Source organism: Streptomyces sp. MH60 (assembly GCF_002939385.1).
Lineage (GTDB): Bacteria > Actinomycetota > Actinomycetes > Streptomycetales > Streptomycetaceae > Streptomyces.
In genome coordinates, this window is sequence record NZ_MULI01000050.1 from 19351 (window position 1) to 33758 (window position 14408).

The 14408-nt window shown below is 72.7% G+C and carries 14 protein-coding genes; 7 read left to right on the top strand and 7 right to left on the bottom strand.

All coding sequences use genetic code 11. The features are described 5' to 3' along the window. Positions 1 to 3: 3 nt before the first annotated feature. Together BZZ08_RS25955 and BZZ08_RS25960 are read right to left on the bottom strand one after the other, a co-directional pair. Positions 4 to 1674: a class I adenylate-forming enzyme family protein gene (locus BZZ08_RS25955; protein WP_104634693.1), complete on the bottom strand. Its 1671-nt coding sequence runs from the start codon at positions 1672 to 1674 to the stop codon at positions 4 to 6. Next, complete coding sequence (locus BZZ08_RS25960) at positions 1671 to 2441, bottom strand: SDR family oxidoreductase (protein WP_104634665.1); 771 nt, start codon at positions 2439 to 2441, stop codon at positions 1671 to 1673. Before BZZ08_RS25960 ends, BZZ08_RS25955 begins: the two co-directional genes overlap by 4 nt. Positions 2442 to 2670: 229 nt before the next feature. Between BZZ08_RS25960 and BZZ08_RS25965 the strand changes: the two genes are divergently transcribed. Next, on the top strand, positions 2671 to 3933 hold the full coding sequence (locus tag BZZ08_RS25965; protein WP_198601697.1) for an exo-beta-N-acetylmuramidase NamZ family protein: 1263 nt from the start codon (positions 2671 to 2673) through the stop codon (positions 3931 to 3933). 16 nt (positions 3934 to 3949) lie between these two features. Here the strand turns inward: BZZ08_RS25965 and BZZ08_RS25970 are convergent, their stop codons facing one another. After that, positions 3950 to 6757 (bottom strand): penicillin acylase family protein, encoded by a 2808-nt coding sequence (locus BZZ08_RS25970; RefSeq protein ID WP_198601698.1) that lies wholly within the window; start codon positions 6755 to 6757, stop codon positions 3950 to 3952. 222 nt (positions 6758 to 6979) lie between these two features. Here BZZ08_RS25970 and BZZ08_RS25980 point away from each other — a divergent pair, with 222 nt between their 5' ends. Beyond that, entirely contained in the window at positions 6980 to 7582 is a 603-nt protein-coding gene (locus BZZ08_RS25980; RefSeq protein ID WP_104634668.1) for a hypothetical protein, read from the top strand. Between the two features lie 97 nt (positions 7583 to 7679). Then, positions 7680 to 8417, top strand: a complete 738-nt coding sequence (locus tag BZZ08_RS25985) for a 3-keto-5-aminohexanoate cleavage protein (RefSeq protein ID WP_198601699.1) — start codon at positions 7680 to 7682, stop codon at positions 8415 to 8417. A gap of 25 nt (positions 8418 to 8442) precedes the next feature. On the opposite strand, the gene soxR is transcribed toward BZZ08_RS25985, so the two are convergent. After that, entirely contained in the window at positions 8443 to 8991 is a 549-nt protein-coding gene (soxR, locus tag BZZ08_RS25990; protein WP_104634669.1) for a redox-sensitive transcriptional activator SoxR, read from the bottom strand. A gap of 130 nt (positions 8992 to 9121) precedes the next feature. Between soxR and BZZ08_RS25995 the strand changes: the two genes are divergently transcribed. Continuing rightward, on the top strand, positions 9122 to 9583 hold the full coding sequence (locus BZZ08_RS25995) for a MaoC family dehydratase (protein ID WP_104634670.1): 462 nt from the start codon (positions 9122 to 9124) through the stop codon (positions 9581 to 9583). Here the strand turns inward: BZZ08_RS25995 and BZZ08_RS26000 are convergent, their stop codons facing one another. The 3 genes from BZZ08_RS26000 to BZZ08_RS26010 form a co-directional block, all read right to left on the bottom strand. Further along, the gene (locus BZZ08_RS26000; protein ID WP_104634671.1) at positions 9584 to 10225 is read right to left on the bottom strand and encodes a TetR/AcrR family transcriptional regulator; all 642 of its coding nucleotides are present in this window, start codon (positions 10223 to 10225) and stop codon (positions 9584 to 9586) included. 60 nt (positions 10226 to 10285) lie between these two features. Then, on the bottom strand, positions 10286 to 10600 hold the full coding sequence (locus tag BZZ08_RS26005; RefSeq protein WP_104634672.1) for a YiaA/YiaB family inner membrane protein: 315 nt from the start codon (positions 10598 to 10600) through the stop codon (positions 10286 to 10288). A 75-nt stretch (positions 10601 to 10675) separates the two neighbouring features. After that, positions 10676 to 11827, bottom strand: coding sequence for an acyl-CoA dehydrogenase family protein (locus BZZ08_RS26010; protein ID WP_104634673.1), 1152 nt, complete (start codon positions 11825 to 11827; stop codon positions 10676 to 10678). Positions 11828 to 11916: 89 nt separating this feature from the next. Here BZZ08_RS26010 and BZZ08_RS26015 point away from each other — a divergent pair, with 89 nt between their 5' ends. The 3 genes from BZZ08_RS26015 to BZZ08_RS26025 all read left to right on the top strand — a co-directional run bounded on the left by BZZ08_RS26015 (position 11917) and on the right by BZZ08_RS26025 (position 14353). Beyond that, positions 11917 to 12558, top strand: coding sequence for a TetR/AcrR family transcriptional regulator (locus BZZ08_RS26015; protein ID WP_104634674.1), 642 nt, complete (start codon positions 11917 to 11919; stop codon positions 12556 to 12558). Between the two features lie 58 nt (positions 12559 to 12616). Further along, complete coding sequence (locus BZZ08_RS26020; protein WP_104634675.1) at positions 12617 to 13330, top strand: ArsR/SmtB family transcription factor; 714 nt, start codon at positions 12617 to 12619, stop codon at positions 13328 to 13330. Between the two features lie 69 nt (positions 13331 to 13399). Beyond that, positions 13400 to 14353 carry a DMT family transporter gene (locus BZZ08_RS26025; protein WP_198601700.1) on the top strand — a complete coding sequence of 318 codons (954 nt, stop codon included), beginning with the start codon at positions 13400 to 13402 and terminating at the stop codon, positions 14351 to 14353. Positions 14354 to 14408 lie beyond the last annotated feature (55 nt).

Consider the following 14408-nt stretch of genomic DNA (forward strand, 5'->3'; position numbering starts at 1 on the left):
CGTTCACTGCTGCGTCCTGTTACTGCCGGAACGCAGTTCCCGACGGAGGATCTTCCCACTCGCCGTCTTCGGCAAGTCGGGCAGGATCTCCACCTGGCGCGGGTACTTGTAGGCGGCCAGTCTCTCCTCGCAGTACGCGACCAGTGCGTCCGGGTCCGCCCCGGCGCCGGGGCGGAGGCTGATGTACGCCTTGACGGTCTCCCCGCGGTACCCGTCGGGCACGCCGACGACGGCGGCCTCGCGCACCGCGGGGTGGGTGTAGAGCACGTCCTCGACCTCGCGGGGCCAGACCTTGAAGCCGGAGGCGTTGATCATGTCCTTCTTGCGGTCGACGACGTAGAGCCAGCCCCGGGCGTCCATGAAGCCGATGTCCCCGGTGCGCAGTTCGCCGCCGGGGAAGGTCTCGGCGGTGGCGTCCGGGCGGCGCCAGTAGCCGGGGACGACCTGGGGGCCGCCGACGACGATCTCGCCCTGCTCCCCGAAGGGCACCTCCGCGCCCCGGTCGTCGACGATCCGCACGACGGTCTCGGGTCCGGGCACACCGACCGCCAGGGTCCCCGACACGGGGTCCACCGGGGCCTCCAGGTGCGGCGGCACGGAGGCGCAGGGCGCGGTGCACTCGGTGAGTCCGTAGCCGTTGCGGATGTACGGGCCGAAGCCCGCGCGGAACTTCTCCACCAGGGCGGGCGGCAGCGGGGCGCCGCCCGAGGAGATGTTCGCGAAGGACGCGAAGTGCTCCCGGGTGACCGAGGGGTGGGCGGCGAGCGCCATTAAGGCCGTGGACGGGCCGACCGTGTAGTGCGGCCGGTGCTCGGCGAACGCGTCCAGGACGACGCCCGCCTCGAAGCGGTACGCCAGGACGAGCGTGCCCACGCTGTTCAGGCAGGCGCCGAACTCGCAGACCATGCCGGTGATGTGGAAGAGCGGGGCCAGCGCGAAGTAGACCGGTGCCTCGGGCAGACCGAGGCCGGTGCGCTGCCGCTCGGCGTTGTACATGATGTTGCGGTGGGTGTTGGTGGCGCCCTTGGGTGTGCCGCTGGTGCCCGAGGTGTAGCTGATGAGCGCGGTGTCGCCGGGCTCCGGGTCACGGCCCTCGGGTGCCCGGTGCCCGGCGCGGGCGACCCTGGCGAGGTCGTCGGCGTCGGGGGCGTCCGGCTGCCGCTCGAACGTCAGCACGCGCGCGTCCTGGCGGTTCTGGAAGTCCAGCTCGCACCCGGTGAGCACGATCCGCACCGGCGAGTCGGCCGCCGTCTCGCGCAGGTACGCCTCCCAGGCGCGGTCGGAGCAGATCAGCGCGGCCACCTCGCCGTCCCGCAGGACGTGGCCGACCTCCCCCGACTTGTACATCGGGTTGACGGGCACCACGACCGCGCCCGCCTTCCAGGCGCCCAGGACGGCGAGCACGAAGTGCGGGGAGTTCTGCAGCAGGACCGCGACCCGGTCGCCCCGCTCCAGACCGCGCGCGGCGAGGTGCCCGGCGACGGAGTCGCTCAGTTCGTCCACCTCGCGGTAGGTGAGGCGGCCGTCGAAGTAGGCGAGGAAGACGCGGTCGGGGGCCTCGGCGGCCGCCCGGCGCAGGGCGTGCACGAGGGAGGCGTCGGGGTCGAGCGGGGCCTTCTGCGCCTCGGTCAGCAGGCTGAGCCAGGGCTTGGCCGCGTAGGGGGAGCCGGTCACCGGGCCGTCGCCTCCTCCCACTGCCGCTGGAGCCGGTTCATGCCGTGCAGCCAGCGGTCGGGTTCGGTGGCCCGCGCCTGGTAGTACTCCGCCACCTCGGGGTGCGGCAGAATCAGGAACCGGTCCTCCTCGATGCCCTTGAAGAGGGCGTCCGCGACGTCCTGCGGTTCGATCGCGGTGGGCTGGAGGACCAGTTCGCCCGCGCTGCCGCTCGCGGTGAGCATGTCGGTGCGCACCCCTTGCGGACAGATGGCGTGGACCTTGATGCCGCGGTGGCGGTAGGTCAGGGACAGCCACTCGGCGAAGGCGTACGCGCCGTGCTTGGTGACGCTGTAGGGGGCGGCGCCGATCATGGTGAGCAGCCCGGCGGCCGAGACGGTGGAGACGAAGCGGCCGCTGCCGCGCTCCAGCCAGTCCGGGAGCAGTTCGTGGGCCGCCCGCACGTGGGCCATGACGTTGACGTCCCAGGCGAGCGCCCAGACGGCCTCCTCGGCGGCCTCCGTACCGCCGCAGCCGACGCCCGCGTTGGCGCAGTACACGTCGACGGTGCCGCCCAGCGCCTCGCGGGCCTCGGTGACGATCACGGAGGCGTCGCCGGGGACGGCGACGCCGCCGATCTCGTCGGCGACGGCCTTCGCCCGGCCGGCGTCCAGGTCGTTGACGACGACGCGTGCCCCCTCGGCGGCGAAACGCCGGGCCAGCGCGGCCCCGATGCCGCCTCCCGCCCCGGTGACGACGACTCCGGCGTCCTGCACGGCTTCCACCATCGGCCTCCTTCGGCACGACTGCGACACGGCTGCGACGCGGCTGCGACGCGGCTGCGGCTGGGCTGCGGGTCGGCTGCGGCACCCGCGCGGCGACTCCGCCGCAGCGTCAGACTAACCAGTCGGTATGTTCGACGGAAGAGGTGAACCGCGGTCTACTCCATTCCCTGCGGCCCGGGCGCGGGTTAGCGTGCGTGCGCATGACACCCGCCGCGATCACGGAGGTCACCGCATGACGCTGTCCAGACGGAACCTGCTCGCCACGACGGCCGCGGTGGCGGCCGGCACCACCGCCGCCGCCGCTTCGGCGGGCACGGCGCAGGCCGCGCCCGCGGGGCACGGGGGCCGCCGGCTGCGCACCGGCTTCGAGCGCCTCGCCGACGGCGGCTACGCCCCGCTCAGGGGGCAGAAGGTCGGCGTCGTCACCAATCCGACCGGCATCACCCGGGACGTACGCCACATCGTGGACGTCATGCACGCCGACGACCGGGTGGACCTGACCGCCGTCTTCGGCCCCGAGCACGGCTTCCGCGGTACGGCGCAGGCGGGCGGCTCCGAGGGGCGCTACGACGACCCGGCGACCGGGCTGCCGGTCTACGACACGTACCTGAAGAGCGGGCAGCCGCTCGCGGACGTGTTCACGGCGTCCGGCGTGGACACCGTCGTCTTCGACATCCAGGACGTGGGCGCGCGCTTCTACACGTACATCTGGACCCTGTTCGACTGCATGGAGGCGGCCTCGCTCGCGGGGAAGCGGTTCGTGGTCCTGGACCGGCCGAACCCGGTGACCGGGCGGGCGGCCCTCGGTCCGGTCCTGCACAAGGAGTTCGCGACGTTCGTCGGCCGGCAGCCGATCGCGCAGGCGCACGGCATGACGGTCGCCGAGCTGGCGCTGCTGTTCAACGGCGAGTTCCTGACGTCGCCGGTGCCGCTGGAGACGGTGACGATGACGGGCTGGAAGCGCTCGGAGTTCTACGAGGCCTCCGGACTGCCGTGGGTGCCGCCGAGCCCGAACATGCCGACGCCGGAGTGTGCGCTGGTGTACTCCGGGACCTGTCTGTTCGAGGGCACGAACCTCTCCGAGGGGCGCGGCACCACCCGCCCGTTCGAGCTGCTGGGCGCGGAGGGCGTCGACGGGGGCTGGGCCGCCGCGGCGAACGGCCTCGGCCTGCCGGGTGTCCACTTCAGGGAGGCGTACTTCGCGCCCACCTTCTCCAAGTTCCAGGGCAGGACCGTCGGTGGTGTGCAGCTCCATGTGCACGACCGGGCCGCCTTCGACCCGGTGCGCACCGGTATCGCCCTCCTGGTGACCGCGAAGCAGTCGTGGGACGGCTTCGCCTGGCGGCCGGACCACTGGATCGACAAGCTCACCGGGTCCACCCGGGTGCGCACGATGATCGACGCGGGCGCGGACACCGACGAGGTGGTGGCCGGCTGGGAGGCGGAACTGGCGGCGTTCGGCAGGACCCGCCGCCAGTACCTGCTCTACAGGTGACCGAGGTGCCGGCCGGTCACCGGTGGGACGTGAACTCCACGACCTGCTGGTAGGTCGGCCGGTTCTGCCAGCTGATGCCGCCGTGCTTGATGCCGCCGAGGGTGCGGTGGATCACCGAGTCGGCGCACCACTGGTCTCCGGCGGAACAGTTGTCGTCGCCGGGATAGACCTGGGCGGCCGTGCGGCCCGCCGCCTCCTTCAGGGTGGTCACCAGGGTGTCCCGGCAGGCGGCGAGGTCGCCGTCCCCGCAGTAGGTGTGCGCCAGCGGGCCCTTGACGGACTCGCCGAGCACGGCCCTGATGTCCTTGTCGACATAGCTCCACCAGCCGTACTGGAAGGCGCTGCCGGCGTGGGCGCCGGTCGGGCCGTGGGCGGCGGACGGGGACTCGTCGACGGGCAGGTTGCGGGTGAAGGCGCTGTACAGGTCGCTGCCCAGGCCGGATTCGAACTCGGCCTTCACCAGCAGCGGCCACCAGGCGTCCAGGGTGCGGATCGCGTCAGTGTGGGCGTACTTCTTGGAACCGGCCGAGGTCTCCGTGCGCAGACCGCCCGCGGACCGCCACGCCTTGAGCCGGTCCACGGCCGTCTTCGCCGCGGGATCGGTGACCGGCGCGGACTCGACCACCTTCAGCAGGTCGGGCAGGACGTCCTCGGCCCGCAGGTCGGCGAGGGCCGCCTCGGCCATGGCCTTGACCAGCGCGGTGCGGGTGACGCCGCCTTCGGCGACCAGCTTCTTCACCCGGTCGTCGAGGAGGTTGCCGCGGTGGACCGAGCCGTTGCCCCAGGAGGCGGCCGGGTAGTCCTTGGCCTGCTTGTTGTTCCAGGAGACGTAGTAGTCCTGGTCGACCGACTGCGGATGGGCGGACGCGCCGGTGTACCGGGCGGTGTTGCCGGCCGGGTCCCAGCCCTGCCACTCGTACGCCTGCCGGGCCCAGACCGGGAACTCGGCGTCGACGCCGTTCGCCCGTACCGGGTTGTCTCCGCTGTTGTAGTACGCGGTGTGCTCGGAGTCGGCGTAGAACCAGTTGAAGGTGTAGTTGATGTGCTGGACGGCGCCCTGGAAGCGCTGCGGGCTGTTGAGGTAGTCCGGGTCGTTCAGCATCTGGAAGCCGATGATGGAGTCGGCCTCGTGCAGGTAGGAGGAGCGCAGGGTGGTGTAGGCGACCTTCTTGCCGCCGACGGTGGCCCGGGACTCGACGGGGCCGTACTTGGTGCGCCAGACGCGCATCGTGTAGGAGCCGGCCGCGGTGGAGTCGGCGACCGTCGGCTTCCAGGCGTTGTGCCGCTCGACCTTCTCCATCGGCGTGCAGGTGCCGCGGTAGAGGTAGTGGTAGTCGTCCTGGCACAGCTCGACCGCGTAGGTGTCGATGATGTCCTGGCCCGAGGTGGTGGCGCTCCAGGCGTAGTCCTGGCCGCGGCCGAGTTCGACGTACATGCTCAGGCCCGCGAACGAGGCGCCGCGGGCGCTGATGCCGGGGCCCTGGATCTCCTGGAGCATGAGCAGTTGCGGGGCGAAGTAGCCGGTCTGCGGTCCGAAAACGGCGACCGGATGTCCGCTCGCGGTGTGCTCGCCGCTGACGACCAGGGCGTTGGACATGCCGCGCCGGGCCGAGGTCACGGCCGTGTCCGCGGCCTTGGCGGAGGCGCCGGTCGCGCCCGCGGCGCCGGCGCTGCCGGTGCGGTCGTACACCAGCGGCTCCGCCGCGACCGACCCGGCGTCGGGCAGGGCGCGGCCCTGCGGGTCGTCCGGGGTGGGCAGGTACGGGAAGCTGCCGTCCTGCTGGGTGAGGACGGCCTCCGGGTCGTTGCGCTGGCGGAAGGACTCCCAGACCTTCGTGCCCTCGGCGACGCCGTACTTCTCCTGGGCGGCGAGGAGGGAGAGCGCGTTGTTGACCTCGCCGCCGCCGCCCGCGCCGAAGAGGGAGCCGATGACGGAGGCCAGCGCGATCAGGTCGGAGCGCTTGAAGTGCTCGATGGTGCCGGCGTTGGTGATGGCGTCCTTGTGGCCGGTCAGGACGTACTCGCCGGGGAAGTAGCGGCCCTTGTCGGAGGCGTCGATGTAGGAGTTGACGCCGGCGACGTAGGCGTCCACGTCGGCGAGGGCCAGGTCGCCGCGTTCCCCGGCCTTGGCGGCGGCGCTCTCGATCTGCGCCTCCAGGTCGTCCTCGGTGTAAGGGGCGCTGCGCCAGAACTGCTGCTCCAGGCCCTGGTTGGCGGGGGCACCGCCGGCGAAGGGGGTCAACTGGCCGCGTCCGACGTGCCGGAAGAGGTCCATCAGCCACAGCCGGTCCTGGGCCGCGGCGTAGCCGGCGCCGAATTCGGTGCCGTAGCGGGTGGTGCCGGTGATGTGCGGCACGCCGGTCTTCTTGTCGCGGACGATGGTGACGTCGTCGCGCCCCGCGGGGCGGACGGTGGAGGCGGCCTGGCCGTCGGGGACGCCGAAGGAGGCGTCGTTGAAGAAGGTGTTGATCTTGTCGTTGGTGAGGCCGGAGTAGCCGGTGGCGAGGTTCGCGTAGGGGCCGAGCTGGTCCTCGGCGTGCGCGGGCTGGGTGCCGAACGCCTGGTTGAGGAGGATCTGGGCGAGGGTGGCGTTGCCGTTCTGGCCGGGCGGCAGGATGTCGGAACACTGCCCGCCGCAGTGGTCGTTGGCGGCGGCCCGGGCGGCCGTGACCTCGGCGGTCGTGTCCCCGGCGGCCATCGCCGGGGAAAGGGGTGACAAAACTCCGGCAATGAGCGCGCATACGGAGGCGGCCTTCAGGAACCCGTGGAAGCCGCGGGGAGTTCTCAGTCTGTCGAGGGCGTTGCGTGGGGTGCGCCGTGGCATGGCAGTTCCTCCCGACGGGGGTGTGGCGGGACGTTACCGCCGGTATCCCCGACTGGGAAGGTGAACATGCGTCACTTTTTGGGAGCGGGTGGATCGGCTGATGGGGGGCATCGGAAATCGGATGGAGCCGAATCGGTTGTCGATACGTCTATTCGGCGACGTCCGTACGACGACGCCGAAGTGACCGAAGTACAGGTGCAGGTGTGACGGAGGTGCAAGGCGATGGCCGGTTTCCGAAGTCTGGCGAGACAGGTTCGCGATCCACGGTGCGACCTGGCGCTGCGGCGCTATTCGCTGCGCAAGTGCCTTGAGCGTTTCGCCCCTTATGGGCACAGGGCGACCTGGGACCATCTCTGCTCCCGGGCCGGGTTCGGTCCCGAGGACCGCTCCCCCGACCCAGCGCGGCTCGTGGCCGCACTGGAGGAGCTGGAGGAGGCGCGTTCGGTGTGGCTGGCCTACGAGGTCGAGTTCGCCGAGCGGCGCAGGAAGGAGAAGCACGACGGGCTGCGCAGGCCGGGCAGCGTGGACGACTGGCACCGGCTGACCTGGGGCGGGTTCGGGGTGGCCTGGTGCGACGACCCCCGGGTCCATCCCGACGGACCGCTGGCGGAGGTGCTGCGCCGGCTGATCTCGGCGCTGGAGCGTGAACCGGGCTCGGTCTGCCCGGTGTGCGACGGAGAGCGCCTCGTCTGGCGGTACGACCTGGACCACGAGCCCTCGACGGGGCCGGTCTGCACGGACTGCGGCATCCTCGTGCCGCGGCCCGTCCTCACCCCCGACGCGCGCGCGGACGCCCGGCGGGGACGGTTGCTGATGTCGGCGTAGCCGGCCGCGGGGGTGTGCCGGGGATGCCGCACCCCCGGTGGCCGGTACGGCACCGGGCCCGGCGGGCGTGGTCAGTGGCGCCCGGCACCATGGGGGGATGGTGCAGCTGTGTGTGAACGGGGCGCGGGGGAGCGCCGACGGTTCGGTGGTGCCGCTGTCGCCGGAGGCGGTCGCCGACTCGGTGGCCGCGGCGGTCGCCGCCGGGGCCACGGACGTCCACGTCCACCCGAAGACACCGTGCGGGCGGGACACGTTGTCGCCGCGCGTGATCGCGGCGACGCTGGAGGCGATCAGGGCGCGCGTCCCGGCGTCGGTGCCGGTCGGCGTGACGACGGGCGCCTGGGCCGAACCCGATCCCGCGGCCCGGGTGGCGCGCATACGGAGCTGGACGGTGCTGCCCGACCACGCCTCGGTCAACTGGCACGAGCCGGGCGCCGAGGAGACGGCCGCCGCCCTGATGGAGCGCGGGGTGGGAGTGGAGGCGGGCGTCTGGTCCGGCACGGACGGGGCGGCCCGGTTCCTGCGCTCACCGCTCGGGCCGAAGGTGCTGCGCGTGCTGGCGGAGGTCACGGACCCCGGCCCGGCGACCGCGCGGGGCTCGGCGCGCGCCCTGCTGACCGCCCTCGGCCCCGCCCACGGCCGCCCGGTCCTGCTGCACGGCGAGGACGGCGGCGCCTGGCCGGTGCTGCGCCTGGCCGGCCGGCTGGGCCTGGCGACCCGGATCGGCCTGGAGGACACCCTGTTCCTGCCGGACGGCGGCCGGGCCGACTCCAACGCCGCCCTGGTCACCGCGGGACTGAGGGAGTGGGCCGCGGCGCGCCGGGGCGACCGCTGACGGCCGGGCCCGGGTCACCGGAGCGTCAGTCGTCGCAGCACGGCGCTTCCCGGCCCTGAGCGCGGCTCGGCCGCCCGCCGCCGGGGGCGGCCGTGGAGGCGGTGGAGGTGGCGGGGCCGCGGCGCTCCACGAGCAGGCGCGAGCCGGCGCGGCGTTCGCCGAAGGCGTCGTCGGGGTTGGACAGGACGCAGGTCTCCAGGGACAGGCAGCCGCAGCCGATGCAGTCGGTGAGGTGGTCGCGCAGCCGGTTGAGCTGTTTGATCCGCTCGTCCAGTTCGGAGCGCCAGGACCGGGAGAGCCGGGCCCAGTCCTCCTCGGTGGGTGTGCGCCCCTCCGGCAGCTCGGCGAGCGCCTCGCGGATCGTGGCCAGCGGGATGCCGACCCGTTGCGCGGCACGGACGAAGGCGACCCGGCGCAGCGCGTCACGGCTGAAGCGGCGCTGGTTGCCCGAGGTCCGGCGACTGCTGATCAGGCCCTTGGACTCGTAGAAGTGCAGGGCGGAGACGGCGGCGCCGCTGCGCGCGGCGAGCTGGCCGACCGTGAGTTCTTGGATCTTCTCGGGAATCTGAGGCACTCCTCGGACCCTACCGATCCGATCACCCGCACGGAGGGGTCAGGTCCGTTGACAGACCCCGCGCGGGCGACCATGCTAAGCAGTCGCTTAGAGTCGAGCGCACAGGTCGAGCGAGCAGAGAGGCCGGAACATGGCAGAGCCGAGGATCTTCGCGTCCGCCGACGAGGTGAAGGCGGCGGTGGGCGAGCAGTTGGGACACACCGACTGGCTGGAGGTCGACCAGCAGCGGATCGACCTGTTCGCGGAGGCGACCGGGGACCACCAGTGGATCCACGTGGACCCGGAGCGGGCCGCCGCCGGGCCGTTCGGCACCACCATCGCGCACGGCTATCTGACCCTGTCGCTGCTTCCCCTCTTCGGACCGCAGCTGATCAGCGTCGAGGGCGTGAAGATGGGTGTCAACTACGGCACCAACAAGGTCCGTTTCCCCTCCCCCGTCCCGGTCGGCTCGCGGCTGCGCGCCACGGCGACGATCACGGGGGTCGAGGACGTCGACGGCGGCATCCAGGTGAGCCTCGCCTTCACCGTGGAGCGCGAGGGCGGCGACAAGCCGGTGTGCGTCGCCGAGTCCGTCTCGCGCTACTACGTCTAGCTAGGCCGCGCCCGAGCGGTCCCGGGCCCCCACCATCCTGAGCACGAGGTCGGCGTAGAGCGCGCCGACCTCGTCGGGCGTGCGGGGGCCGTTCACGTTGAACCAGCGGGCCACGTCGATGCAGAGCGACAGCACCGCGAGGGTCGTGCCCTTGACGTCCGGCACGTCGAACTCGCCCGTCGCCACGCCGTCCTCGATGATGCCGCGCACCGCGGCGTCGCACTGCCGGCGGAGCGTGAGGATCTCCTCCCGGGCCTCGGGACCGAGCGCGTCCAGTTCGTACTGCACGACCCGCGCGGTCGTGCGCCGCCCGGCGTGCCAGCGGACGAAGGAACTCACGGCGTCGGCGAGCCGTTCGGTCGCACCGCCCTCCCCCTGGGCCGCGGAGCGCAGGATGGCCACCGCGCGGGTGTGGCCGATGCGGCTGATGCGGTGGAGCAGCTCTTCCTTGGTCTTGTAGTGGATGTAGAGCGCGGCCGGGCTCATGCCGGCCCGCCCGGCGATGTCGCGGGTCGTGGTCGCGTGGTACCCGCGTTCGGCGAACGCCTCCACGGCCGCGACCAGAAGCCGCCGGGCCGCGTCAGGCGTGACCTCTTCCCACGGCTCGATGTCGCCGCCCGTCGTCTCGGCCGCCGTACTCATCGCTTGTTCGCCCCTCTCGGTGACAGGAGCACCACCATACCGCCGAAGCTGAGCGGTCGCTTAGGGGCGCTGTCCGGCGGGGGTGCCGCCCGGCTTCTGGAAGGGGTCGTGCTCGACCAGGATCTTGTCCAGCCGGGCCTGGTCCACCCGGCTCACTATCTGGCCGACCTCCTGCCGGTCCCGGATGATCTTGGCCAGGGTGAAGGCCGAGGTGACGAGGTACAGGACGGCGATCGCGAGGAAGGCCCGCACCCAGGCGTCGGCCTCGAGCCGGTAGATGCCGATGGCGGTGGCGGCCATGGCCACCGAGAACGAGGCGACCGCCTGGCCGTAGAAGGCCGCGGTGTTCTGCTGCTTGACCGGTGTGTCACTCATGGGGACAAGGGTCGGCGGACGTGGCCGGGGCCACATCCGCCGTCGTACTCAGTCCGGCTACTCAGAGCCCGGCGCTCAGAAGGCCGATACGCCCGTCAGCGCCCGCCCGATGACCAGCTTCTGGATCTGGCTGGTGCCCTCGTAGAGGGTCATCACGCGGGCGTCGCGCAGCAGCTTGCCGGCCGGGTACTCGTCGATGTAGCCGTAGCCGCCGAAGACCTGGAGGGCGTTGTTGGCGGCGCGCACGGCGGCCTCCGAGGCGAAGAGCTTGGCCTTGGACGACTCGACGGCGAAGGGCTGCCCGCGGTCGATCAGGTCGGCGACCCGCCAGGTCAGCAGCCGGGCCGCGTCCACGTCGAGGGCGATGTCGCTGATCAGCTCCTGGACCAGCTGGTGGTGGGCGATGGTCTTGCCGAACTGCTCCCGCTCCCCCGCGTACTTCACGGCCGCGTCCAGCGCGGCCTGGGCTATGCCGACGCAGCCGGCCGCGACCGACATCCGCCCCTTGGCAAGGGCCGACATGGCCACCGAGAAGCCCTTGCCCTCCGGCGCGAGCATCGCGGAGGCGGGCACGCGGACGTCCTCCAGGACCAGTTCGGCCGTGGCCTGGCCGCGCAGCCCGAGCTTGCCGTGGATGGTGCGCCGGGTCAGACCGGGGGTGTCGGTGGGCACCAGGAAGGCGGAGACGCCCTTGTGGCCGGGGGCGTCGGTGGAGCGGGCGAAGAGCAGGACGACATCGGCCCACGTGCCGTTGGTGATGAACATCTTGGTGCCGTTGACGACGTAGGCGTCGCCGTCGCGGACCGCGCGCGTGGCGAGGTTCCCGGCGTCCGACCCGGTGCCGGGTTCGGTGAGGCCGAAGCAGCCGACGTACTCGCCGGAGGTGAGCCCCGGCAGCCAGCGCCGCTTCTGCTCCTCGTCCCCCCAGGCGGCGATCGATTTGGCGACCAGGCCGAGGGAGACGGAGACGATCCCGCGCACGGAGCTGTCGCCGCGTCCCAGCTCCTCCGTGACCAGGCAGTACGCGAGGTGGTCGCCCCCGGACCCGCCGTACTCCTCGTCGATCGTGAGCCCGAGGAAGCCGACCCCGCCGAGCTTCTTCACGATCGACCGGTCCACCTCCTCGGCGCGGTCCCACTCGACGACGTGGGGGGCGATCTCGCGCTCCACGAAGTCCCGGGCGAGCTGCCGTACGGCGGTCTGCTCCTCGCTGAGCTCCAGGTTCATGCCGAGTCACCCCACAGAAAAGAAATCTTGAAAGCCGTACATTTAAATTAGCACTGCTAGTTTCAGCTCGCAGCCCTACTATGTGCGCCATGGCCCGACCGCGCAAGCCCCTGCTCAGCACCGACCGGATCGTCGAGACGGCCCGCGCGCTGGTGGACGCGGAGGGCCTCGCGGCCGTCTCCACGCGCCGGCTGGCCGCGGAACTGGGGGTCAGCGGGCCCTCGCTCTACAACCACTTCCGCACCAAGGACGAGATCCTGGAGGCCGTCGCCGACTCGGTGAGCGCCCAGGTCGACCTGTCGATGTTCGAGGACGGCCGGGAGTGGCGGACCGCGCTGCACGACTGGGCCGTCTCCTACCGCAAGGCCCTGCGCGACCACCCCAACATCGTCCCGGTACTGGCCCACGGCCCCGGCCGCCGCCCGGCCGCGCTGCACCTCGCGGACGCCGTCTACGGCGCGATGGTCCGGGCGGGCTGGCCCCTGGCCCAGGCCACGTCCATCGGCGCGCTGATGCGGTACTTCATCATGGGCTCGGCGCTCGGTTCCTTCGCCGGCGGCTTCGTGGACGACGCCGGCGCCTACGACCCCGCCGACTACCCGCACCTCCAGCAGGCCCACCTCCTGGCCGAGCAGCAGGAGAAGATCGACGAGCGGGCCTTCGAGACCGGCCTGACAGCGCTGCTGGACGGGCTGGCGCAGCAGTACGCACTGGTCGCGCAGGACGTCTGAGAAGGCTCCGAGAACACTTCGGCGCCCACCGAACGGTGCGTGGCGCATCCTGGGACGCATGACCGAGAGGGAAGCGGAGGCACCCGGCCTGGCACGGCTGGCCGGACTGCTCGCCGACGAGACGCGCGCCGCCTGTCTGCTGGCGCTGCTGGACGGGCGGGCGTGGACCGCCGGTGAGCTGGCCCGGCACGCCGGGGTCGCCGCGTCCACGCTCAGCGAGCACCTGGGCAAGCTCGTCGCGGGCGGGCTGCTCACCGAGGAACGGCAGGGGCGGCACCGGTACGTGCGGCTGGCCGACGACCGGGTCGCGCAGCTCGTGGAGGACCTGGCCGCGCAGGTCGCTCCCGAGGCGGCCGCCCGGCGTCCGCGCACCCTGCGGGCGTCGAGCGCCGGGTCGGCGATGGCCCGGGGGCGCACCTGCTACGACCATCTCGCCGGGCGGCTCGGCATCGCGGTGACCGACGCACTGACCGGGCTCGGACTGCTGCGCCAGGACACCGGCTTCGCGCTCACGGACGCGGGGCTCGGCTGGTTCGACGCCGCCGGGATCCCGCTGCGGCCGACCGGTCGCCGGCCGCTGGCGCGGGCCTGCCTCGACTGGACGGAACGCCGTCCCCATCTCGCGGGCGTGGCGGGCGCGGCCCTGTGCCGGCACGCCCTGGACACGGGCTGGTGCGTGCGCATCGGCTCGGAGCGGGCGGTGAAGGTGACGCCGGCGGGTGAGGACGCGCTGTCCGAGCTGCTCCGGATCGACCCGGTGGCGCTGCGCTGAGGCGTGCCGGTCTCCCCGTCCGAAATCCGCCGGTCGTCCCGGCCTTCCCCTCCTAGTCTCGGGAGCATGATGCGCTTCACCTCGTCCCGCCGTCCGGACCTGCTCGCGGCCGGCGCGGCCACCGTCACCGTCGTGCTGTGGGCGTCCGCGTTCGTCTCGATCCGCAGTGCGGGCGAGGCGTACGCGCCGGGCGCGCTGGCCCTCGGGCGGCTGCTGTCGGGTGCGCTGGCCCTCGGCGTGATCTGTCTGCTGCGCCGGGAGGGCGTGCCGCCGCGCTCCGCGTGGCGCGGGATCGCGCTGTCGGGGGTGCTGTGGTTCGGCTTCTACATGGTCGTCCTGAACTGGGGCGAACAGCGGGTGGACGCCGGTACGGCCGCCCTGGTGGTCAACGTCGGTCCGATCCTCATCGCGCTGCTGGGCGCCCGGCTGCTGGGCGACGCGCTGCCGCCGCGGCTGCTGGCGGGGATGGCGGTGTCGTTCGCCGGTGCGGTGACGGTGGGCCTGTCGATGTCGGGCGAGGGCGGTTCCTCGCTGTTCGGAGTGGTGCTGTGCCTGCTGGCCGCGGTGGCGTACGCGGGCGGGGTGGTCGCGCAGAAGCCCGCGCTGGCGCACGCGAGCGCCCTTCAGGTGACGACGTTCGGCTGCCTGGTCGGGGCGGTGCTGTGCCTGCCGTTCGCGGGGCAGCTCGTGCGGGACGCGGCCGGTGCGCCGACCTCCGCGACGCTCAACATGGTCTACCTGGGCGTGTTCCCGACGGCGCTGGCGTTCACGACGTGGGCGTACGCCCTGGCCCGTACGACCGCCGGCCGGATGGGCGCGACCACGTACGCGGTGCCCGCGCTGGTGGTGCTGATGTCGTGGCTGGCCCTGGGCGAGGTGCCGGGGATCCTCACCCTGGCGGGCGGCGCGCTCTGCCTGGCGGGCGTGGCGGTGTCCCGCTCGCGCAGGCGCCGCACCGCCGCGCCCCCGGAACGCGGCGAGCCCGCGCCGGAGCCGCGACGCGAGGACCCGGAGCGGGTCTAGCACCCCGGTCCCCACGCCCCCGGCATCCGCACGCCGCGACGTGCGGATGCCGGGC